Genomic DNA, 21,884 nt, shown 5'->3' on the forward strand with positions numbered 1-21,884 from the left:
CATGAAGAGCCGATAGCATTAGGAGCTATAAGATTTTTTCCATCGCCATCACGTCAACGAACTGGCCGTCCAGAATGCCCTGCTTTTCAAACACGCCGACTTCCCGGAAGCCCCTCTTTCGATATAGTCCCTGCCCGAGGCCATTGAAGGGGAATGTAAAGAGAACGATTTTATAGAATCCGTTGTTTTTCGCCTCTGTTTCTAATGCTTCGAGTAAATGGTTACCCACCCCACGGCCTCGTACACGGCGATCTACATAGACGGAAAGGTCAGCTACGCCGTTATAGGCACAACGATGAGAATAACGGTTCAAGGAGGCCCATCCTACAACTGATCCCTCCACTTAAGCAACAAGTACGGTATATCGACCTTGATGTTCTTGAAACCAGTTGTCCATATAAGTTAAGTCTTTTGTATCCAACTCCAACGTGGCAATCCGGTCCTCAATTCCCTGGTTATAGATGTGAAGGATGGACCCCAGATCGTGATGCTGAGCTTTCCGAATCGTAACCTGTTTCATGGCCTTTCCCCCAAAATCCTGTTTCTTTATTTTTGATCACAGCAGTTCTCTTTGTCGTTCTTCACTTCTTCAATATTTACATTACAGCACGATTCTTTGTCGCTTTTCACTTCTTCAATCTTCACATCGCAGCAAGATCCTTGCTTACCAAAGATTTTTTTCAACAAACCCATAGATATCACCTCTTTTAAATGAAGTAAAACAGGAAGCCGGATAGGGTAGCCATCATCATAACAGAAGCCACGAAAGCGACAACCAATCGCTTCTGAAAGATGGTATTCAACAGTGTTACTTCAGGCAAACTGGCTCCGGCAGAACTGATCATCAAGGCCATGACCGGTGCAATTGCCATGCCTTTGGCAATCAGGATCTGGGACATGGGAATCATCATCGACAGACGAACGTATAACGGAATTCCAATGGCTGCAGCCACAGGAACCAACCACCACTGGTTACCGCCAAACATAGAGGAGATCCATTCAGTTGGAACCACGCCATGAATGACCGATCCAATAGCCGCGCCAATGATCAGATAGGGGTAGACGGTTTTCATTAGCCCTACCGTCTCCGACCAAGCTGCTTTCCAACTGAATGTGTTCGTTTTTTCTTCAAAACCGGTCATAACCACTCGCTTCACAGCCTTTTCGAATCCAAGCTTTTCAAGGGTAAAACCGATCATGACCGACAATACAGAGGTAATCACGGTATAGGCTACAGCTACTTTGACACCCAGCATGGCGCCCATCAGCGTGATAATGGTCGGGTCAAGGACAGGGGAGGAGAACAAAAACACCATCACGATGCCAAAACGAATTTTCTTATTCAATAGGTTCACGACAACGGGAATGGTGGAGCAAGAGCAAAACGGCGTGACAAAAGCAAAGAGCAGAGCTGCCAGCGCGCCCAAGACAGTGTTTTTGCCTGATAAGTACTGATTCAATTTGTCATAAGGAATAAATCCTTGAATCAGATTAATCAGGAGCGAAATTGCCACAAATAAAAGGGTTAACTCAATGGCAATCGAGAAGAAACTTTCCAATACATCCCAAAACATGATCATCACCCCTGTCTTTTTATTTGCAAAATGCAAGTATTAAGTTGAAAAGAAACTACCCCAAGGGAGTAGTACAACACTTGTCGGTTTTGGCCATCGCCTCATTCAACAACTTAATGGAACGAATGACAGTCTCTTTTTCAAACTCGTTCATATGCGAAAAGATTTCATCCAAGTAAGCGTTCATCTGCTGATCGATTGTCGCGGCCACTTCTTTTCCCTCTGGTGTAAGGGAAAGGATATGTACCCGTCGATCTTCCGGATCGGGTGTTTTTTTCACCAGATTCATTTTCATCAACGTTTGGATCTGCCGGCTAAACGTTGTAATGTCTGTCCCCAACGCTTCTGATACTTGTTGCATGGATGGTTTGTGCTGCCGTTCGATTTCATATAATATGTGGCTTTGAATTAAGGAAATCTCCCGGCCGCCTGAGATGCAGCAGTATTTATTGAGAAATCCGAAACGGCGGGTCATGATTTGGAATAGTTCTCGAAGGTTTTCCATGGAAAAACACCTCTGCTACAGTTATATACGTTTTATTTGCAAAATGCAACTAAAAAATTATCACGAAAAAAATTTGATCGATATCACATAATAAAGTGAACTTGGAATCAAAAATGCCCAAATGTGGGGGAAAGCCATTTTTTATATTGAAATAACCATATGGTTATAATAATATGATGTCGAGAGAGGAGGGTGTGGAATTGGACATGGACACAAAGCAATTAGTCAATGCATTGAAAGCATTAGCTGACCCGACAAGGCTAAAAATCATCGCCTTGTTAAATACCCGCAGCTGTTGTGTCTGCGAACTGGTCCCCATCTTTGGGATTTCCCAACCGGCTGTGTCTAAACACTTGAGCCGTCTAAAAAGTGCAGACCTGGTGATTGAAACAAGAAAGGGGCAATGGGTCTTTTATTCTATCAACCAAGAACGGTATGAACAAGTATGTCATGCATTGGGCAACCTGCCCGATTATTCCCATGAATTTGAGAAACTGGGAGAGCAGGGATTGTTGGTGACCTGCGAATAGAAAAAAGATGGGAGAGAGATCATGTTTGCCATCTGGAGTGCCTTTCTGATCTTCGCCGTGACGTTGACCTTCGTCATTTGGCAGCCGAAGGGACTGAACATTGGTTGGTCCGCAACGGGCGGAGCGATCTTGGCTTTGTTGTTTGGCGTTGTAAGCGTTACAGATGTTGTTACGGTAACCGGCATTGTATGGAACGCGACACTTGCCTTTGTGGCTATTATCTTGATTTCTTTGATTTTAGACGACATCGGCTTTTTTGAGTGGTCAGCCTTGCATATGGCTCGCTTAGCAAAAGGAAACGGCCGACTGATGTTCGTGTATGTGGTTCTCTTGGGAGCCGCCGTTGCAGCCTTTTTCGCCAATGATGGAGCAGCGCTGATTCTTACGCCGATTGTTCTTGCGCAAGTGAGGGCATTGAAGTTTCCAGACAAGATGATTCTTCCCTTTATCATGGCCAGTGGGTTTATTGCGGATACCACTTCGTTACCGCTTATCGTCAGCAATCTGGTCAACATCGTTTCTGCCGATTACTTTGACATTGGATTCATTGAATATGCGTCACGCATGATTGTTCCTAACTTCTTCTCACTGGGAGCCAGTTTACTTGTCTTGTACTTGTACTTCCGAAAAGATATTCCCAAGCAGTACGATCTATCCCAGCTGAAACAACCCCATGAAGCGTTAAAAGACGTTCGCCTGTTCCGGTTGTCCTGGGTCATTCTGGCTATTCTACTTGCAGGCTACCTAATGAACGAAATCGTCGCCATTCCGGTTTCGGTTACAGCAGGAGTGGCAGCCATCATCTTTATGTTGGCTGCACAAAGGAGTAAGGCCATTGAGACAAAACGTATCATTAAAGAAGCCCCCTGGGCGATTGTTGTTTTTTCCATTGGGATGTACGTTGTCGTGTATGGCTTGCGTAATGTCGGTCTGACCGACATGTTGGGGCAGTTGATCCAAACTTTTGCCAATCAGGGACTGTTTGCCGCAACGGTTGGCATGGGTTTCTTGTCCGCAGTCCTGTCTTCCATCATGAACAACATGCCCACCGTCATGATTGACGCGCTGGCCATTCAGGGGACACAGACGTCCGGCGTCATCCGGGAAGCATTGGTGTACGCCAACGTAATCGGCAGCGACTTGGGTCCGAAAATTACCCCCATTGGCTCACTGGCGACACTGCTCTGGTTGCATGTCTTATCCCGTAAAGATGTAACCATTACATGGGGAAAATACTTCAAAACCGGAATCGTTCTGACGATCCCGACGCTGTTTATCACGCTGGTGGGACTCTATTTGTGGTTGCAAATTGTTGCCTAATAACCGACATCGATAACATCGTAAAGGAGATTGAAACACATGGAAAAAAAACCACTCGTGTACTTTCTGTGCACCGGAAACTCTTGCCGCAGTCAGATTGCAGAAGGCTTCCTGAAAGCATTAGGCAGTGACCGTTATGAAGTAAAAAGTGCCGGTCTGGAAGCACATGGGCTGAATCCCCGCGCCGTACAGGTAATGAAAGAAGCCGGTGTAGACATCAGCAGTCAAACATCCGATGTGATTGATCCAGAAACCCTCGCTCGTGCTGATTATGTGATTACGCTTTGCGGTCATGCCGATGAGCATTGCCCGATGATCCCCAACAAGAACGCAGTAAAATGGCACTGGGGTTTTGATGATCCCGCGAAAGCTACGGGAACCGAGGATGAAATCATGGCAAAATTCCGTACCGTTCGTGATTCCATTAAAGCCCGAATCGAACAGTTCCTTGCTGAAGGCAAATAAGGAGGAACAACATTAGAAGCATCATTATAGTTTTAACGTATCTTCTTCAGTGCGGAACCGACAAAGGTAAAAGAGAACTACGCCAAATTTGAACTGGACTCGCCAGCCCTGCATTTTTTCCTGAATGTACGTCCTTTTTGAGAAATAAGGTGTACTAAACCACTTGGGCTTCCAAGTAGATAACACAGAAGATGTGGTTGCAATGGGGCAAAAGGCTCCGTCAGGAAAAGCTTCTTACCATCGATGAAATGAATACGACTTGCTTCTATACCGTGCAGGATAAAGTGCGGGTGTATGATCCTGATTGAAATGCATGGGAGATATTCTACACGAAGGAAGATTCCGAGACCGGGATTTATCTCTATGCTGTGCACCACCATCTACATCAGCACCAATTGAACCTAGTTCAATCACATACCCCTCTAGCATGAGGGGTATTTTACTAAACACCTCAGGAGGAATAATCATGCAAAAAGTCGTTGTCCTTGGAACTGGTCCTGCAGGACTTACTGCCGCAATTTATCTTGCTCGTGCAAACATGAATCCGCTTGTCATTGAGGGAAATGAACCAGGAGGTCAATTGACCCTGACAACGGAAGTAGAAAACTTCCCTGGGTTTCCTGAAGGAATTATGGGACCTGAACTTATGCAAAACATGCGTAAGCAAGCGGAACGGTTTGGAGCGACATTTCAAAGAGGTTGGGTAACGAAGGCAGACCTTACGAAACGCCCTTTCACGCTAACGATAGATGGATCGGAACAAATTCAAACGGAAACCTTGATCGTCTCAACGGGTGCCTCTGCAAAGTTGCTCGAAATTCCAGGTGAGAAGGAGAATATCGGACGTGGTGTAAGCACATGTGCTACCTGCGATGGTTTCTTCTTCAGAGGGAAAAAGGTCATCATTGTCGGTGGTGGTGACTCTGCGATGGAGGAAGCCAACTTCTTGACGAGATTTGCAACAGAGGTAAGAGTTGTTCATCGTAGAAGCGAACTTCGAGCCTCAAAAATTATGCAAGATCGAGCTCGTAAAAACCCCAAAATTACCTGGAGTTTGAATTGTACTCCCATCGAGGTTATTGCAGGAGAAAAGGGAGTAACGGGTCTCAAAGTAAAACATAACGACACTGGCACTGAAGAAATCATCGAGACTGAGGGTATTTTTGTTGCGATCGGGCATCGACCAAACACTGCTTTCCTCCAAGGTCAAATCAAAACGGACGAAACAGGCTATATTGTCGTAACCCCTGGTACAACGGAAACCAATATCCCTGGAGTATTTGCGTGTGGTGACGTCCAAGACCATCGTTATCGCCAAGCGATTACTGCAGCTGGAACGGGATGTATGGCAGCACTTGATTGTGAGAAATTTCTCGAAGAAAATGCCGTTCACGATTGGAGCATGCCCGAACCGAAATCATATCAAGCATTGGTGGATGATAATATTTTCTTTGGTGGGGCAGCGGATGTTGAGTCCATGATTAAACAAGAGGGAGTGGAAGTGGTAGTAGATCTACGTGGAGAAGCAGAGAAACCCGCATTTTCAAATCCTGATGTTCAGTGGATACAGATTGTACTCGGTGATAATGCCATCACGAATCAGGATGTTCTCTTTAAACAAGCGATCGACGAAGTAGTGAATGCCTATAAAAGTGGAAAGAAGGTTGCGTTCCATTGTAATGGTGGGCGCGGTAGAACGGGAGCAGTAGCAGCGGGAGTGCATCTCACTCTTGGCTTAAGCACAACACTCCAGGAGGCAGAGGAAAAAGTAAAAGATATTCGTCCCGCAGTCAACATCAAACCTGCACAAAGAGAAGCTTTGGAAAAGTTGTTTGAAGCATGACGGGGTTCTCTTCATGTTGGGAAACAAGAAAATCATATATTTTCTTTGTACCTGTAATTCGTGCCGCAGTCAGATGGCAGAGGGTTTTACACGTCATTATTTTGGCGAAGATTTTGCCATTTATAGTGGTGGATTATATGCGAAGGGAGTCCATCCTCTTTCGATAAAGGTTATGCAGAGAGAGGGATAGACATCTCCCAGCAAACATCTGGCAGCATTAACTCAGAAATTCTGATGAGAGCATCGCTAAGCGGAACGCTCCTGTCCGACACTTCCAAATTCGATCTACACGTTTCATTGGGGAATCGAAGACCGGACAATGTGGGTCTGTCAAGGTTTTTGTGTAAACTCGATCAACCGATATATGAAATGGTTTCATCCCCCTAATTGGGACATCTTTTTCGAAGCCAATAAAGTCAAGGGCGTAAGGCGTAGCGGACCCTTGACATATTGGTAGAGAGAAAGATAATCCCTTCGGGGATGAAGCCTTTCATTTGTTAGCGGATGTACGGCTGTACTCGATCCTCAAAGAAAACAGATAGCTGCAAGAGAATCTGGCCCCAGTTCTGGACTCGTCCCGTCCACTTTCGCAGAACATCCATGGTTACGAGATATAACATCTTCAGAAGGGCCTCGTCTGTGGGAAACATGGCTTTTCCCTTTGTAACTTTTCGAAGCTGTCGATGATAACTTTCTATGACGTTGGTTGTATAGATCAGCTTTCGAATCTCAGGAGGGTATTTAAAGAAAGTGGCAATCTCGTCCCAATTATTCCGCCAGGAACGAACCATCAAGGGATATTTACTGCCCCAGGTTTGTTCAAACTGCTCAAGTTCTTCCAAAGCAGCTTGCTCCGTTGGAGCTTTATAGATAGGTTTCAGCTCGGACGTAATCTTTTTTAGATCCTTATAGGAGACATACTTGATGGAGTTTCGGATTTGATGGATTACACATTTCTGAATCTCCGTCTTCGGATAACATGCCGAAATTGCCTCCGTAAAACCGCGAAGGTTATCGACGCTCGTAATGAGAATATCCTGGACTCCACGATTTTTCAGTTCATTGAGTACATGTAGCCAGAATTTGGCCGATTCATTCTCCCCAATCCAGATTCCAAGCACATCTTTATGACCGTCAAGGTCAATACCAATTACCATATAGGCGGCTTTATTGACGATAGCTCCGTCTTGCTTTACCTTAAAGTGAATTGCGTCTAGGAAAACAACAGCATAAACCGATTGCAACGGGCGATTTTGCCACTCTTTGATCATCGGAACGACCTTATTCGTTACATTGGAAATGAGTGTTGGTGAGACGTCGATGCCATAGAGCTGCTGCAGATGGTCTTGGATATCGCGTGTAGATATTTTTCGCTTTGATCCACTGCTTGATTTGCTCTTTTGACATCATAAGAATCTCCCAACCTTTCTACTCATAATTGTAGTTTAGAGGTTGAGAGTTTACACAAATTATTTTACAGACTCGACAATGTTTGTTGGATGTGACGAAGAGGTCACTTCAAAATTTCGGGAAATTCGCGATGAAATTGCAGAGAAAGTGAAGGCTTTAGAGAGAATCCTAAATCGTATAAAAACAGCTGAGGAGTAATCCTCAGCTGTTTCATTATCCGCAGCAAGAAGAGTTGTTTTCTTGTACATTAGTTGTGCAGCAGGAAGAGTTGCTCTCATTTGTTTCGTTACCGCAGCAAGATTCAGAATCTTTTTCTTGGTTTTCATTAGTCACTTCTGTAATATCAACACCACAGCAGTTTCCTTGCCCTTTCGCAGAATGACCATTTACTAATTTTTTAATGAAGTTTGTCATAATAAATTCCTCCTAAACGTTTTTATTTGATTCCCGTAAGAAAGGGGGAATCAACAAGTTGATTAACAATGTCAAATACAACCGCGAATCCTTTTTCGATTGGCTTGACATGAAGATTGTCCGGGTTATCGTTTAAGGTGTGAATGTTCGTCGAATCAGGTAATGTAGGTTTTTGACCTAATCCGATAGTGGGAATTCCCTTTTGAATAAAAGCTACAGAATCATCTCCACCTGCGATCCAACGAACGTCAATACCGTGATTCTTGATTACATCAGAAGCTAGTTCGGTTAACCAGTCAATGGAAGCTTTATGACCGGTTCGAAGTGCAAAAAGCTCTGGCTCAAAGCCCAAACAATCGAGATTTATGACTGCAGATAAGGGTACAGGTGGGTTCGATGCAAGATGCTTTGCACCCCACAAACCAGACTCTTCCCCTGTTAAAAAAGCTACCAGAATGGTAAAGGGGAGTGGTTGTTCACGCTTAGCAAGCATTCTAGCAACCTCAAGCATGACCGCAACACCGGAAGCATTATCAATAGTTCCAGGGAAACGAACTCCTTTTGGATCATCACCAAGGTGATCGTAATGGGCGGTTAAGGCAAGGGTGTATCTTGTATCAACACCTGGAAGGATCCCAAGCACGTTTTTGCAGGGAAGCGTGTTCATTTCCAGGGGGATCTCAATCGAAACCTGAAGCCCCTGTTTCCTAGAAAATTCCTGTGCAAGAGATCGCCGGATGCGAAGTACGGGAAGTTTGTTTTTATTCGAGCCATGAACGGTTTTGTGAAAGGACTCCGGTTCTCCCGATTCGATCAGAAGGGCAGCAACGCCCAGACTAGCCGCATAATCAATCGTTCCCCTTACATCAAAATCGTTGGGACGCTCAGGTATTAAGACAATTTTTCCAGCCAGATCTTTGGGCGAAACGTCATCTCCATCGCGAATGGTGATTAACTCTCCAGTTACGGACCCTCCGGATGAGAAGGGAGAGTATTCAGCAAAGTCAATTCGATGGTGCAATCCTTTCCCGCCAATGGTAACAAATGCAGGAGCCATCAGTCTGGAAGCCGGAACATTTACCTTTGAAAAGTAACCGTCTTCCCCAGCAGGGGAGAAGCCAGCGCTTTGTAATGAAGAGGCAAGGAATTCTGCTGCCTTACGAGCTCCTTCCGTCCCCGAAATACGACCAGAAAATTCTGCGCTACTAAGAACGTACATGTCATGTATAATCCGATCCATCATGGGTATCTCCCTAGCACACATCTTCTGGCAGTATCCCAGTGGAAGTTTACTTTGCACCGGAGGATAACCCGATTCAACAGCTTATTAATATCGTTAACAATGCGCAGCACAATGTGTATTTTGACTATTTCTCATTTACTGATGACAATTTACGCACAGCGTTGATAAATGCAAAAAATCGTGGAGTGAACGTGGAAGGAATCTTTGATATCAGTCAATATGGATCAAACGGTCCCTACGGAGAATTTGCCTACCTTGCTCATGCAGAAATTCCGGTGAGTATTGCTGATGTTCCATATGGCGGGAAAATGCACAGTAAGGTGTTGATTGCAGACAAAGGCTATACGAGTGCCGTTGTCGCAACTGGCTCTTTCAACGCGAGTGAAAATGCGAATGATTCAAACAGCGAAAATTTAATGATCATCCGAGATAAAGCGACTGCAGATAAATATTACAACGAGTTTTTACGGATTCGTGGTTCTTATGGACGCGGAACAGCTTCAATCGATAAAGCAAGTGTACCGGCGGGCTCGACACAGACCATTAAGGTCACGTTGCGCGCTCCATCAACATACCCAATCAATAAGGTAAAAGTCATGGCGCCTCCAAAATGGCCAGATCCTACGGCATCGACAGTTACTGCAGTTAAGAGTGACGGGACTGATCTCACCAGCAAGTTAACTTTCTCCGGTAATAATGTTTATTTGAATAACGCGGGATTACTAGGGAATCAAAGTGTCACCTTCACCTTTAGTAACTGGACGGCACCAACCATCGCAGGAGATTATACCTGGTATGTTGAGACCGTTACGAGCCGTGCATCCGACCAGTATGATTATCTGCCAGTAAATTATCAAGCTGCCACGTTGACCGTGCAGTGAGCAATTGTCCCTCGCTACAACGAGGGATTTTTCTTGCGTTAAATGGATAAATCAGGTGCTGTCAGGCAAAAAATATGTTCGGTTATAAAACATGAAGTGAGGTTGAATGTAGTGAAGAACCAGATGTTTATACAAAGCTTAATTGAAGCCAGCAACAGAAGGGCAAGAGAAGAAAAATCATTGGAGGAATTATTCAAACGACCGATTCTACACAGGCAAATCAACGGTAACGAGGTGTATGTGCCTTTAGACTTGGTGCGGTTAGGTTGGAAAGTTGAATCATAGAGGGAAATCACGATCTTCTATGGCCATGATGTAGTTGGCCTTCTGCTCACTAATCTTCTTCTGGCTGCCTGCTCCTTGTTTATCTTGATCCTCTAACTGACGTGCACCTTCTTGTGTGAACTGCTCTTTCTGGGTAGGTGGAGTTGTTTCGCTTTGACTATGAACCGTTCGAACATGCACTAAGAAGCAGCGCAAAGTAGTATAACTAAGGGAAAGTGGTGGACGGCTCATGCCAATTAACCCCTTCCATACCCCGAAGACTTTGATTAACCAGTTTATTTTTACACCGCGGGAAATCGCAGCGATGAAGACTGTTAATACAATGGATGAAAGGTAATTTTAGCGGTCCGTGAGATAACAAAGGAGTTCATGGGACGAATACAAAATTTCAGATAAACATCTAACGAAAATGGGCCAGAGGCTGAGCCTCCGGTTTTTCTTATTGAATAAGCCTAATCATCATGGACAAGATACTACTGCTAAGTCAATTAGGAGGTGATTATATGATAAACCAGCAGCAAATGTTAGCGGCGCACGAGTCGCTTGAAATACATGAGGTGCTCAACTTCAAGACGCTTTGTTTAGCTAAGTCCAAATTAATGCAAGGCTTAGTGTTCGACCAGGAACTTAAAGACTTGATGCAGAAGGACGTACAGCAGTCCATTCAAGCTATTGCCGATCTACAAGCTGTGTATGCCAAAGCTCCATTCCAAGCGCCGGTCCCTGAATTCCGACCGACACCAATCTTGAAATGAGGTGGCAATTATGACATTGGATCGGGTAGATTCCATTAAGATGGATTATGTTGATCCCGCTAACTCGCTAAATATGCCAGAGATGGCGGATATGACGTTTGCGATGGACTTTCTTATCCGCGTCAAAGAAGGGGTTCGAAACACGGCGACGGCTTTAACGGAAACCGTCTCCCCTGATGCCAGAGCCCTGCTGCGCACTCAGCTCCATCAGAGCATCGCGCTGCACCAGGAAATTACGGACCTTATGGTCCGCAAGAAATGGTTTCATCCTTACGATCTCCGAGAACAGTACCAATTGGATCAGTTGTCGGCTGAAAACACGGTGGAGATCGGCAAGCTGAAACTGTTCCCGGACGACACGAGACGCAAAAGCATGTTCGATCGCACGCCGGACGAGCATATTGGAGGAAACATGGCATGAAGGCAGTTACGTACCAAGGCATCAAGAATGTCGTAGTGAAAGAGGTCCCAGATCCGAAGATTCAGAAGGCCGACGATGCGATCATCAGACTGACAACTACAGCGATTTGCGGCTCGGACTTGCACCTCTTTCATGGGATGATCCCGAATTTGCAGGAGGATTATGTCATCGGGCACGAGCCGATGGGTGTCGTAGAGGAGGTCGGTCCCAGCGTTACGAAATTGAAAAAAGGCGACCGCGTGATCATCCCGTTCAACATCGCTTGCGGTGAATGCTTTTACTGTAAGAATCACTTGGAAAGCCAGTGTGATAATTCGAACGAGAATGGGGAGATGGGCGCCTATTTCGGCTATTCCGGAACGACTGGCGGGTATCCTGGCGGACAAGCCGAGTATTTGAGGGTCCCTTATGCGAACTTCACACATTTCAAAATTCCGGAGAGCTGTGAGCATCCCGACGAGAAACTGTGCCTAATTGCCGATGCGATGACGACCGCGTTCTGGAGTGTTGATAATGCCGGCGTGAAGGAAGGGGACACAGTCATCGTAATCGGCTGCGGTCCGGTTGGGCTGCTGGTGCAGAAGTTTGCTTGGTTCAAAGGTGCAAAGCGGGTGATCGCGGCTGACTACCTCGACTACCGTCTTCAGCATGCGAAACGGACGAACAACGTGGAGACAGTAAACGTAGAGTCGGAGGAGAACATCGGTAACCATCTGAAGGAAATGACTAAAGGTGGTGCGGACGTCGTCATCGACTGCTCGGGAATGAGCGGCAAGATGTCTCCGCTGGAGGCCTTGGCTTCCGGCCTTAAGCTTCACGGTGGCGCTATGGGCGGTCTCGTTATTGCTTCGCAGGCTGTACGCAAAGGCGGCACGATTCAGGTAACAGGTGTATACGGCGGACGGTACAATGCATTCCCGTTAGGCGACATCTTTCAGCGGAACGTCAATCTTCGCATGGGCCAGGCGCCAGTTATCCACTACATGCCGTATATGTACGAACTGATCGATACCGGCAAGGTTGATCCGGGCGACGTCATTACGCACGTAATCCCGCTGAGCGAGGCAAAGCGTGGATATGAGATTTTTGACACGAGACAAGACAATTGCATCAAAGTAGTGCTCAAGCCATAATTTTATGATTGGAGGTACGCGTGCCATGGTTTATGCTATGCACGAAACGCTCGAAGTTCACGAAATGGCGGCGTTCAAAACCGTATGTATAACCAAGTCCAAAACGATGCATGCATTGGTTTCGGACCCGGCGTTAAAGGCTATTCTGCAGCAAGACGTTGAGATCTCGACTCGCCAGCTGCAGGAGCTCGGTGCGATTCTAGCTAAAGCAACCCAATAGGAGATGACAGCATGAACACACTTCTTGAGCATTTGACCGGTCTGCATACGATGACCGATCAAGTTATTGCGATGGACTTTCTGATCGCTGCGAAGAGCGGCGTGAGAAACTACGCTATGGCGGTAACGGAGGCCTACACTCCAGAAATTAAGGCGATGCTCATTAAGCAATTAGAGGAAGCAATCGACATGCACGAGCGAATCTCGATGTATCTGATGGAGCGTGGCTGGTACCACCCGTGGAACGTGAAAGAGCAATACCAGTTCGACCTGCAGAACATCCAGACCGCTTTGAATGCACCTACGCTATAGCACTGGGAAGGCGGTGTATTGAGGACGCTGTCTGGTAAGCACCCAAGAGGGTGCTTTTTTACGCTAACGAGGATCGATAGTGAAATAATTGGTGGTATTGGACTCAAATAAGGATTCATCTTTGGAAGATTCTGGGCTGTCGTTCTGTTTCAGTTGTCCATTCAGTTTCCAGAGCGAGTTTAACCATATCTCCGCTGAACCTAACGACTATTGGAGTTTACACAAAATCATTGACAGACCCCTAGTTTCCACGCCCACACGTGTTTGTAACGATGGCCGTTACCACGTTACAGCTTTGGCTATTCATCCTTTTCTGACCAAACTAAGTAACCTATGCCAAGGGCTAATGCCAGAATGCTAAGGATTAATGGTGTGTTTCCAATATAATCGAGCCACTTATTGAATTCTGTGGAACCAAATGAGCTAGGAGTATTTGCAGAGCTGATACTGTAAATTGCCGCACAAATATATCGAGTTGAAAATAACAAAGCGGATATTAAACAAAACCCTATACCCACAATTTTTTTTGCCATGTGATCTAATCCCACCCTTTAATCACATTAAGTAGGGAAGCCTTTCTAGTTATTCATGTCTAATTAGCATAACATAAATTTTTACATAAAACAAAAAAGGGGGAATTCCCCTTTTTTAATCGAAAACAGCGAAGCAAACACCAATCGGTTTCCATGCTTCACCACTACCAAGATAGTTATCTGATCCGAAGGTCGCCTCATCATATACGTCAAAGTACTTGATTCTATAATACGGATAAGCAACCAGCTCTGTAAATCTTCCGTTCGTGTCTACCGTATTAGAATCTGTTACAGTATATTCACTTGTAACGTTAAACCCTACTCCAGCAGAAACAATTTCTGCACTGACCGAAACGTTTGCACTAAAGGTAGCCGCAACCTTTTCTGAAACTGTCAAAGTTAAGGTACCTTTGGAACCGCTTACTCTTTGAATTTCTTCAACGCCGCACGCATACGAAGTATCTGTCACAGTCACATAATCCGGTTTTAGATCTAAGTCCTGTGTGGTAACTTCGCCTTCACGATTGTTTTTGCCATCACGACTGTCTTTGTTGTATTGGTAGACTTTTTCGTCATTACTTTCTTCGAGAGGTACTCTAATTATCACACTTTTGGCCTTGAGTTTAGGGTCAGGTTTTTTTAATCCTGCTTTTTTAACAAACTCTTCCGGATTTTTAATAACAAACTCTTTATACCCTTTGTCTTTAAACACCTTAGCCTCGTACGCATCAGATGCTAAAAACTCATCGACACTCTTGCAGTTTTCAGAATCCTTCCCCTTTTTTGTTTCAGCTGCATAACCTTTTTCGATTCCGCCTCCCAATAATACACTAAAAGTTAGAGTCATGATGCCAAGCAATGAAAAAGCTTTTTTGATTACTGCTTCTTTGATCATTGTTTCTACCTCCCAACATATACAAATTTACGAAATTATAATAAAATACTGGAAATATATTTGTCATTACTTAGAAATTATGGTTTTATAAGGAAAATATTTTGATTACTGCTATCCTCTTTTTGTTTGAAACGATTACCGGACAGGGGCGATGGCTTTCTATACGAATCGAGACTTGAAAGTTTCGTGTCGAATCAGATTTCCGATAGTCAATTAGGATGGAGTCCTGATATAGTAATCATGTGTTAAAAAGCACGTTTGATTAAAGTGAGACAGGGAAGGTGTGTTGCTTTGGGGATTGTAGATTTGTCTAACTTAACTTGGGAACAGTTTTGGATTGGTGTTGCCTACCTTTTGACTACCGGTTCGCTTGCCAGTTTAGGAGTTGTTCGACTGTTTCAACAGTATACACGAACCGGAATCATGTTATTAGGAGCCGCTGGAGTTTGTACTGTCATATTCTTTGTGTTTATTTCCGATAACCATTTTAAGTTGGGCTAATAGTGATGCTACGGAAAAGACGATCACAGTGGAACGATGATCGTTTTATGATTTGTATTATACAAGCAACCTATAATGGACTATAATGGACTATAATGTACATAGCTTGTTTGACAATTGAATATAGTGGAAAAAAGGTGAAACGCTGCAGCGTTTCTTAAAAGGGAAGAACGGTGCAAATCCGTCGCGGTCCCGCCACTGTTATTGGAGAGCACGCTTAGGTCACTGTGTCCTAACGGGAAGGCTTAAGCAAGCTGGATGTAGTTATTCAGCTACGTGCGTTTGATCCATGAGCCAGGAGACCTACCTTTTTTCTTGATCACAACAGTACCTACGAGGATAGGGAGGTGTGTATAGATGACGCTTGTTTTGTCGCGTCTATAGGCACTTTCTGCACATTTGTAGAAAGTGCTTTTTTGTTCGGGTTCGCCATCATAAGAAAAGGAGTAGAAAGACATGACGAAGGTGACTTTTCTAGGAATCATCGCTATCATTTTCGCTTTGATGTTTTCGAACTCACCTGTAACAGCCGGAGAATCGATAATCGCAAACGTACAGAATGAACAAGGGGGAGACGTACGCCCAGATTTGGATACCGCAGAGGTAGAACTTATGTTTGCCAATATCCAGAACGGTACTGCTCATATCTTCCTTCGTAGTCCTGAACGCAAATTCTTTTCGCCAACGGATTTTCCCATTGTGGAAGGAACGGATTTAATTGACGCGACTTTGCCGATAGAAAACGGGAAGGCAACCTTTCAGTACATGTTTCCCATTCGGGGCGATTATCATCTAAAAGTAGACGTAGTGGATGGTGAAGGAAAAGCTGCAGGAACTCACGAGCTTGTCATTACCATCAATGAGAATCCGGAAGAAGTAAAAAATGCTGTTATTTTTATTGCGATATTGGTTGCTTTTGGCTTTGTTGTCGGCTATGTCTTATCGAGAGGGAGGAAACGTGTCCATGCGGTTTAGGGTTGTACTCCTAGTTAGTGTACTGCTTATGTCAATGACAAGCTCCACTGTTTTTGCACATGGATCCGATCAAGGGGGTGGCGACCATCATGCTCGGGTCGGGGAACTGGCCTATTTTGAAGGGAAACTCGAAACGTCAGGTCAAGAAAGAGGCCCGTATGAAGTTCAGTTCCATGCGATCCGATTGGAGGACAAAGCCGAAATCATGTCAATGAAAAGCAGTTCCCCCGATGGATCATATAAATTTGCTATGCAATTCTTTGATGGAGCAGAACATGAGGTAACCATTTCGCTTGTCGATCCAGCCACAAAATCTATTCTTGCAGAGAAGAAAGTAACCGTAGAGGTAGAGGGGTTTCATCCTCCTTTTGCTGTTAAAGTCAAAACCATGGTGTTTCTACTGTCAGTTATCGCTTTTGGAATGGTTGTGGGGGTAAGTGTTACACGATGGGGAAAAACAAATCGAAAATGGAAGGGAGAGTACCCTGATGTCGCATAAGTTCGAACATGCAAAAAAATACAACGTGAAAAACATGTTCTTTTCTTTGCCGGCCCAGTTAGCCGCAGTTCTTTTTCTCGCCGGAATTGTCCTATATACCACCCTGTTCTCTGGTTATGCTCCCGTACACGATTCCCTTCATGAATTACGACATGCTCTGATGTTTATTCCATGCCATTAAGGTGGTAGAACCATTGAACACCGTCATTGTACAGCTTTTTTCAATGGCCATGCACAGGTTTGCTCAGAGGCGACAAGTTAGATTGCTTGAACAAACGATTTCAATGTTCATTCGCTTATGGGAGAGGGATCCAGAGAGGTTGTTTGTCAACTTGATACAATTCAGTAAGGATTCACGCTGGGTGCTTCGCTACATAGCCGGAAGGGAACTCTATAGATTTTTGCAAGCTGGTGGAAAGAAGGCAGCGGAAATCTGGTTTACTCTGGCGGATGATGACAATTTGTATGTCCGAGAAGGGGCTGCAAAGGGTATTGTGGCAGCATCAGCCGTTAGCTTTGACGAAGTATGGTCCTTCTGGGAAAAAGCTTTCTCTCATCCTTCCGACAAGGTACGTCAAACGGCCGCCCTGACTTTTATCAAGCTTTGGGAAATTCCGTTTGTACGGGAGCGGCTTCTGTCTGTGTACTCTCATCTCCAATCTGATTCATCGGCAAAAGTAAACACAATCGTCAAGACACACATCGCCCCTCTGTTGGGAAAGAACGACAAACCTGTTGTGTTGACAAAACATTATGTCACTACGGAAGAGCTTCCTGTGCCCTCCAGGTTAATCGATCAAGTCATTGGACAAGAGCGGGCCGTAGACATTATCAAATTGGCCGCTCGACAAAAACGTTCGGTACTTCTTATTGGCGAGCCAGGCACAGGAAAAAGCATGCTGGCGAAGGCCATGTCTGAATTACTTCCCGCTTCTTCGTTGGAAGATATCATTGTGGAGTTGAACGAAGAGGAGAGAAATGTTCCACGAGTAAGAAGACTCCCGGCAGGTGAAGCGGAGAGAATTATTAAGCAACGGGAAAAGGATGTTTACACCAGTGTCTTAACTCTTCGTTGGATTGTAGGGTTTGCCTGTACTGTGTCTCTGTTTGTTTCTGTATTTTACTCCGTTACCCGAGATAATCCCATTTACATCATGGGTGGACTGTTTGCAATCCCATTGTTCTATTGGTTCGGGAAAACCATAAAAGCCAAATCCACAAGTCAATTGCCAAAATTCCTGGTAAACCATCGAAACACATCACGAGCTCCGTTCATTGATGCGACAGGACTCCACGCTGGGGCCTTACTCGGAGATGTACGTCATGACCCTTATCAATCCGGAGGATTAGAGGCAATGCCACATCACTTGGTTGAACCCGGTGCAATCCATTTGGCACACAATGGCGTACTTTTTATTGATGAAGTCTCCACTCTCTCGCTGGAATCCCAGCAGTCCCTGCTTACCGCTTTTCAGGAAAAGAAACTGAGCATCACAGGGCTTTCGCCGGGGTCAAGCGGAACAATGATTCGAACAGAACCTGTACCGTGTGACTTCCTGATGGTTCTGGCTGGTAATCTGTCGGACGTTGACAAAATTCATCCTGCTTTACGGTCAAGGATCCGCGGATACGGGTACGAAATCTACATGAAGACAACCATGGATGATACCGAAGAAAATCGCTATAAATTGGCTCTGTTTGTAGCACAGGAAGTACGCAGGGACGGAAAAATCCCGCATTTCACCCGTGAAGCAGTCGAAGCTGTGATAAATAAAGCGAAGGAGATGTCCGGTTATCCAGATAAACTGACGACCCGTCTTCGAGAACTGGGAGGACTTATTCGTGCAGCAGGAGACATTGCTGTACAAGCAGATTCTCCCGTTGTTCTAGAGGAACATGTACAACAAGCACTAATCATCTGCAAGTCAATAGAAGAGCAAATGGATTCAAACCAGACATCCTCCTCCTCGTCGTTACAGGTCAGTTGCAAAGTGTAATTTCACAAACCCTTGGTCTTGTAGTAGGGAGACCAAGGGTTTTGTTTGTTTTCTTAACCTCCTTAAACTTTCGACCAGTAGAATCTATTTAAACTAATCAGCATTCCCCGAAATACCTCCATATTTTCTACACATCTTTTTCGTAAACTGTTCTTGTTCTATTAACTCTTTAATAACATTAGGAGTTACACATGAAAACAAGGGCATTTATTGCTGCACTAGCATTCTTCATTTCATGGAGCTTGATTCCGTACTCAGAAGGCTTAGCACAACAAGAGTCCGTTTCCAAGATTCAAAAGCAACTTGATGAAATTCGCGCTCAAAAGCGGAAGAAAGTCCAATCTATGAAAAACATTGATTCACAAATTCAGACGATACAAAAACAAAGCAAACAATTGGACGATGAGCTGATGGTGATTGACCTAAGAAGAAACGAGCTCCAAACCAAAATAGACCGTTTGGAAAATAGAATAGCACTGACAAAACAACAGATGGTGCAGATACATAAGGAACTGGATCAAGTTTCCAAACGGATTGCAAAACGGGAGTCGGTACTGCGGGCAAGAGTCAAAGCCATGTATGAGCAGGGATCGACAACCTATTTGGATGTAATTTTTGGTTCGAAGAGTTTTAGTGATTTTCTCCTTCGTTGGAAGATAATCCAAATGATTGTTGAACAAGACACAACAATATTGGAGGCTCACCAAAAAGACAAAGCGCTTCTCCGGCAACAGGAAGAAAAAATAAGAGCTTCGTTGTCGGTAATTGAGTCGTTGGTGGAAGAATCTGAGAATCTGAAGATCTCTCTTGATCAACAGTACAAAAAGAGTATGTTGGTAAAAGCAGCATTGAAAGAACAGCAGGCAAAACTCTCTGACATAAGGGAAGAGGAAGAACAAAACTTGCTGCAATTGATCACCGCTGAATCCAAAAAGATCGCGGAAACAAGACAAAAGAATAAGAACGTATACTCTAGTACTTATTCTGGAGGTCAACTTTTTCTCCCGTTGCCACCAAGCAGTTACCGTCTGACGTCTTCCTTTGGTTTAAGAAAAGATCCGATTACCGGGAAGTCGTCAGGGCATAATGGTCTTGATATGGCTGCTCCCAAAGGGACCGATATCTATGCCGCCGAAGACGGCGTTGTAACTGTCGCCAGTTATTTGCGCGGTTACGGAAACGTAATTGCTATCAAACATAATGAAGAAATCACCACGTTGTATGCTCACATCCGCGAAGGAGGCATTATGGTAAAAGTCGGGCAAACGGTAAAACGTGGTGAGAAAATTGCCGAGGTTGGTTCTACTGGGCGTTCTACAGGGAACCATCTCCATTTTACCGTTTACAAAAACGAGCAGGCCGTAGATCCCGACGGCTTTCTGAAGTAAGTAAGACATAAGAAGGAGGAAGTACCGAGTTGAGAATAAAGGCTATTTTGATTTGTATCGTTTTTTTATTTGTATGGACGATTACCATCCCAGGCGTGAAGGCAGATGTTGAAAACGGGTGGTATATAACCGGTATCTCGTATGATGGACCAATAATCGCACAAACGGATACCGTATTTTATGTTGGTGTCGTAGAGGCAAAGGTAAAGAATGGTGAGATGGGAGAACTCGAAAGTGCCACAGCAGTTACCGACGCACAAGTTACAGCAGTTTTCACGAAAGGCCAAGAAAAGATTGAGGCTACTCTTATTCATGAACAGAATGGCGAGTATAAGGGTGTAGTCGCATTGCCTACTGCCGGAGAATGGATCGTAAAGATAAAAGCCGTCCGCGGTCACTCTGAACAAAGGCAAGTAAATCCAACCGATCAAAAATATGAGGCTGAATTCACAACCCCGTTAAAGGCTAAAGATCCGGAAAACAATTGGATGCCCGTGTATTTGTTCATACTCGTGTTTGTAGTAGCAGGAATATTGATGTTGATGTGGGTAAGAAAACGGAACCCATGACAACTAGGATGGCACGGATGATTCGTGACCATCTTTTTCTTTCCGGCGCTCCATAATTCCTACATATTTTGATTCTATACTTACCTTACAAGAAACGGATAGACGGGTTAGGAGGTCACTGTGGATTGGATTACAAACGTAGAAGCGATCGCGGAATGGTTACGGTCCTGGGGAGTGATCGCTATTGCAGGCAGTATACTGCTCAATGTGGTCATCAGTATAACGGGAGTGCTGCCTTCCATTTTTTTATCGGGAGCAAATGCAATCGTATTTGGTCTGATGGGAGGTTTTCTCGTTTCTTTGGTGGGTGAAGTGACGGGAGCAGTACTGGCATTCCAGCTCTATCGTTGGGGAGTAGGTAAGTCAAGAAAACTGAGGAAATGGTCGGAAAGCAATTGGGTACAAAGAGTCAACCAAGCTTCCCGGCTAAAGCAAATGGCAGGCATAGTCCTACTGCGGGTTAACCCCCTTTTGCCGTCCGGATTTGTCAACTTCGGTGCCTCTCTGACAAGGATATCTCTTTTGGATTTTCTGTTGGCTACATTGATCGGGAAAATTCCTTCCTTGGTTTTCGAGACGTTTGTTGGGCATGATATCGTATTTCTCTCGGAAAACAAATCCCGTTTGGCCGTATCGCTGATATTGGGAAGCCTTGTCTTCTTGATATTCTGGTCAAGACGTAAAAAGGGGGAGCATTTATGAAAAAAAGTATTGCGATTCTGTTTATTATCATGTTGGCGGTAATTGCCATCTACAACAATAACCAGACAAAAAACGGTTCACCTGACCAGATTCCCAAGATAGGATTTACAGCTCCTCATTTTTCACTGTCGTCACTGGATAACCAAACCTACCAAGTTGCCGGGAAACGCGATAAGCCGGTTATTCTGAACTTCTGGGCGTCCTGGTGTGGTCCCTGCCGGGAAGAGGCGCCATACTTAAAAGAGTTATACGAGAAGTACAAAGATCGTTTGGATTTCTACGCGATTAATCTTACAGCCAATGATGATGTTGAATCTGCAAAAGCGTTTGTAAAAGAATTTGGACTCTCGTTTCCTATTCTGCTGGATGAAACGGGTAAGATAGCAAATCTGTATCAGGTGATTTCCATTCCGACCACATACTTTATTAACACAAATGGCATCATCACACAAAAAATCATTGGTGCAACGGATCCTGGATCGTTTGAACAATACATGAAAGAGTTGGTTCGGTAA

At 44.6% G+C, this 21,884-nt stretch carries 27 protein-coding genes, 3 pseudogenes and 1 riboswitch; of the genes and pseudogenes, 20 read left to right on the plus strand and 10 right to left on the minus strand.

What is annotated here, in order from left to right:
- Window positions 1-25: 25 nt before the first annotated feature.
- The 4 genes and pseudogenes from EDM57_RS12410 to EDM57_RS12420 form a co-directional block, all read right to left on the minus strand.
- Window positions 26-520, minus strand: a pseudogene (locus EDM57_RS12410) (arsinothricin resistance N-acetyltransferase ArsN1 family A).
- Between the two features lie 26 nt (window positions 521-546).
- Complete coding sequence (locus EDM57_RS23330; RefSeq protein ID WP_170163441.1) at window positions 547-693, minus strand: hypothetical protein; 147 nt, start codon at window positions 691-693, stop codon at window positions 547-549.
- A 14-nt stretch (window positions 694-707) separates the two neighbouring features.
- A complete protein-coding gene (locus tag EDM57_RS12415; RefSeq protein ID WP_122905064.1) occupies window positions 708-1,574 on the minus strand; it encodes a permease in 867 nt (288 codons plus the stop codon).
- A gap of 55 nt (window positions 1,575-1,629) precedes the next feature.
- Window positions 1,630-2,079 (minus strand): MarR family winged helix-turn-helix transcriptional regulator, encoded by a 450-nt coding sequence (locus tag EDM57_RS12420; protein WP_122905065.1) that lies wholly within the window; start codon window positions 2,077-2,079, stop codon window positions 1,630-1,632.
- 206 nt (window positions 2,080-2,285) lie between these two features.
- On the opposite strand from EDM57_RS12420, the gene EDM57_RS12425 reads away from it, so the two are divergent.
- From EDM57_RS12425 to EDM57_RS24060, 6 genes and pseudogenes are all read left to right on the plus strand, one after another.
- Window positions 2,286-2,609 carry an ArsR/SmtB family transcription factor gene (locus EDM57_RS12425; RefSeq protein ID WP_122905094.1) on the plus strand — a complete coding sequence of 108 codons (324 nt, stop codon included), beginning with the start codon at window positions 2,286-2,288 and terminating at the stop codon, window positions 2,607-2,609.
- 21 nt (window positions 2,610-2,630) lie between these two features.
- Window positions 2,631-3,929, plus strand: coding sequence for an arsenic transporter (locus EDM57_RS12430; RefSeq protein ID WP_122905066.1), 1,299 nt, complete (start codon window positions 2,631-2,633; stop codon window positions 3,927-3,929).
- 39 nt (window positions 3,930-3,968) lie between these two features.
- A complete protein-coding gene (gene arsC, locus EDM57_RS12435) occupies window positions 3,969-4,394 on the plus strand; it encodes an arsenate reductase (thioredoxin) (protein WP_122905067.1) in 426 nt (141 codons plus the stop codon).
- Between the two features lie 466 nt (window positions 4,395-4,860).
- Window positions 4,861-5,796: pseudogene (trxB, locus tag EDM57_RS12445) on the plus strand (thioredoxin-disulfide reductase); the annotation flags it as partial.
- The gene (locus tag EDM57_RS23740) at window positions 5,797-6,237 is read left to right on the plus strand and encodes a protein-tyrosine phosphatase family protein (protein ID WP_281274233.1); all 441 of its coding nucleotides are present in this window, start codon (window positions 5,797-5,799) and stop codon (window positions 6,235-6,237) included.
- A 13-nt stretch (window positions 6,238-6,250) separates the two neighbouring features.
- The gene (locus tag EDM57_RS24060) at window positions 6,251-6,427 is read left to right on the plus strand and encodes an arsenate reductase/protein-tyrosine-phosphatase family protein (protein WP_148039114.1); all 177 of its coding nucleotides are present in this window, start codon (window positions 6,251-6,253) and stop codon (window positions 6,425-6,427) included.
- Between the two features lie 307 nt (window positions 6,428-6,734).
- On the opposite strand, the pseudogene EDM57_RS12455 reads toward EDM57_RS24060, so the two are convergent.
- The 3 genes and pseudogenes from EDM57_RS12455 to EDM57_RS12460 all read right to left on the minus strand — a co-directional run.
- Window positions 6,735-7,604, minus strand: a pseudogene (locus EDM57_RS12455) (IS256 family transposase); the annotation flags it as partial.
- 256 nt (window positions 7,605-7,860) lie between these two features.
- Window positions 7,861-8,061, minus strand: coding sequence for a hypothetical protein (locus tag EDM57_RS23005; protein WP_148039115.1), 201 nt, complete (start codon window positions 8,059-8,061; stop codon window positions 7,861-7,863).
- A 22-nt stretch (window positions 8,062-8,083) separates the two neighbouring features.
- A complete protein-coding gene (locus tag EDM57_RS12460; RefSeq protein ID WP_170163443.1) occupies window positions 8,084-9,304 on the minus strand; it encodes a M20/M25/M40 family metallo-hydrolase in 1,221 nt (406 codons plus the stop codon).
- 38 nt (window positions 9,305-9,342) lie between these two features.
- Here EDM57_RS12460 and EDM57_RS12465 point away from each other — a divergent pair, with 38 nt between their 5' ends.
- Window positions 9,343-10,185 (plus strand): phospholipase D-like domain-containing protein, encoded by an 843-nt coding sequence (locus EDM57_RS12465; RefSeq protein ID WP_170163444.1) that lies wholly within the window; start codon window positions 9,343-9,345, stop codon window positions 10,183-10,185.
- A gap of 279 nt (window positions 10,186-10,464) precedes the next feature.
- On the opposite strand, the gene EDM57_RS12475 is transcribed toward EDM57_RS12465, so the two are convergent.
- Window positions 10,465-10,701, minus strand: coding sequence for a hypothetical protein (locus EDM57_RS12475; RefSeq protein ID WP_122905072.1), 237 nt, complete (start codon window positions 10,699-10,701; stop codon window positions 10,465-10,467).
- Between the two features lie 272 nt (window positions 10,702-10,973).
- Between EDM57_RS12475 and EDM57_RS12480 the strand changes: the two genes are divergently transcribed.
- From EDM57_RS12480 to EDM57_RS12500, 5 genes are read left to right on the plus strand one after another with little or no spacing between them, the layout of a single operon-like run.
- Window positions 10,974-11,225, plus strand: coding sequence for a spore gernimation protein GerQ (locus EDM57_RS12480; RefSeq protein WP_122905073.1), 252 nt, complete (start codon window positions 10,974-10,976; stop codon window positions 11,223-11,225).
- A 10-nt stretch (window positions 11,226-11,235) separates the two neighbouring features.
- The gene (locus EDM57_RS12485; RefSeq protein ID WP_425455803.1) at window positions 11,236-11,646 is read left to right on the plus strand and encodes a spore coat protein; all 411 of its coding nucleotides are present in this window, start codon (window positions 11,236-11,238) and stop codon (window positions 11,644-11,646) included.
- Window positions 11,643-12,779, plus strand: coding sequence for a zinc-dependent alcohol dehydrogenase (locus tag EDM57_RS12490; protein ID WP_122905074.1), 1,137 nt, complete (start codon window positions 11,643-11,645; stop codon window positions 12,777-12,779). Before EDM57_RS12485 ends, EDM57_RS12490 begins: the two co-directional genes overlap by 4 nt.
- Before the next feature lie 25 nt (window positions 12,780-12,804).
- Window positions 12,805-12,999 carry a hypothetical protein gene (locus tag EDM57_RS12495; protein ID WP_122905075.1) on the plus strand — a complete coding sequence of 65 codons (195 nt, stop codon included), beginning with the start codon at window positions 12,805-12,807 and terminating at the stop codon, window positions 12,997-12,999.
- Window positions 13,000-13,010: 11 nt separating this feature from the next.
- A complete protein-coding gene (locus tag EDM57_RS12500) occupies window positions 13,011-13,310 on the plus strand; it encodes a spore coat protein (protein WP_122905076.1) in 300 nt (99 codons plus the stop codon).
- Window positions 13,311-13,609: 299 nt separating this feature from the next.
- On the opposite strand, the gene EDM57_RS23010 is transcribed toward EDM57_RS12500, so the two are convergent.
- Window positions 13,610-13,843 (minus strand): hypothetical protein, encoded by a 234-nt coding sequence (locus tag EDM57_RS23010; protein WP_148039117.1) that lies wholly within the window; start codon window positions 13,841-13,843, stop codon window positions 13,610-13,612.
- A gap of 115 nt (window positions 13,844-13,958) precedes the next feature.
- Window positions 13,959-14,738 (minus strand): hypothetical protein, encoded by a 780-nt coding sequence (locus EDM57_RS23745; RefSeq protein WP_246005799.1) that lies wholly within the window; start codon window positions 14,736-14,738, stop codon window positions 13,959-13,961.
- Between the two features lie 619 nt (window positions 14,739-15,357).
- A riboswitch (cobalamin riboswitch) is annotated at window positions 15,358-15,564 on the plus strand.
- Window positions 15,565-15,695: 131 nt separating this feature from the next.
- On the opposite strand from EDM57_RS23745, the gene EDM57_RS12510 reads away from it, so the two are divergent.
- From EDM57_RS12510 to EDM57_RS12545, 8 genes are all read left to right on the plus strand, one after another.
- Complete coding sequence (locus EDM57_RS12510; RefSeq protein ID WP_122905077.1) at window positions 15,696-16,214, plus strand: hypothetical protein; 519 nt, start codon at window positions 15,696-15,698, stop codon at window positions 16,212-16,214.
- 28 nt (window positions 16,215-16,242) lie between these two features.
- Entirely contained in the window at window positions 16,243-16,713 is a 471-nt protein-coding gene (locus tag EDM57_RS12515) for a hypothetical protein (RefSeq protein ID WP_170163445.1), read from the plus strand.
- A 34-nt stretch (window positions 16,714-16,747) separates the two neighbouring features.
- A complete protein-coding gene (locus EDM57_RS24065) occupies window positions 16,748-16,894 on the plus strand; it encodes a CbtB domain-containing protein (protein ID WP_425455804.1) in 147 nt (48 codons plus the stop codon).
- Window positions 16,895-16,907: 13 nt separating this feature from the next.
- Window positions 16,908-18,710: an ATP-binding protein gene (locus EDM57_RS12525; RefSeq protein ID WP_122905080.1), complete on the plus strand. Its 1,803-nt coding sequence runs from the start codon at window positions 16,908-16,910 to the stop codon at window positions 18,708-18,710.
- Between the two features lie 191 nt (window positions 18,711-18,901).
- The gene (locus EDM57_RS12530) at window positions 18,902-20,098 is read left to right on the plus strand and encodes a murein hydrolase activator EnvC family protein (RefSeq protein WP_122905081.1); all 1,197 of its coding nucleotides are present in this window, start codon (window positions 18,902-18,904) and stop codon (window positions 20,096-20,098) included.
- A 29-nt stretch (window positions 20,099-20,127) separates the two neighbouring features.
- On the plus strand, window positions 20,128-20,667 hold the full coding sequence (locus EDM57_RS12535; protein ID WP_122905082.1) for a FixH family protein: 540 nt from the start codon (window positions 20,128-20,130) through the stop codon (window positions 20,665-20,667).
- Between the two features lie 120 nt (window positions 20,668-20,787).
- On the plus strand, window positions 20,788-21,369 hold the full coding sequence (locus tag EDM57_RS12540; RefSeq protein ID WP_122905083.1) for a TVP38/TMEM64 family protein: 582 nt from the start codon (window positions 20,788-20,790) through the stop codon (window positions 21,367-21,369).
- The gene (locus EDM57_RS12545) at window positions 21,366-21,884 is read left to right on the plus strand and encodes a TlpA family protein disulfide reductase (RefSeq protein ID WP_122905084.1); all 519 of its coding nucleotides are present in this window, start codon (window positions 21,366-21,368) and stop codon (window positions 21,882-21,884) included. The genes EDM57_RS12540 and EDM57_RS12545 overlap by 4 nt, the downstream gene beginning before the upstream one ends.

This window comes from Brevibacillus gelatini (genome assembly GCF_003710935.1).
GTDB lineage: Bacteria > Bacillota > Bacilli > Brevibacillales > Brevibacillaceae > Brevibacillus > Brevibacillus gelatini.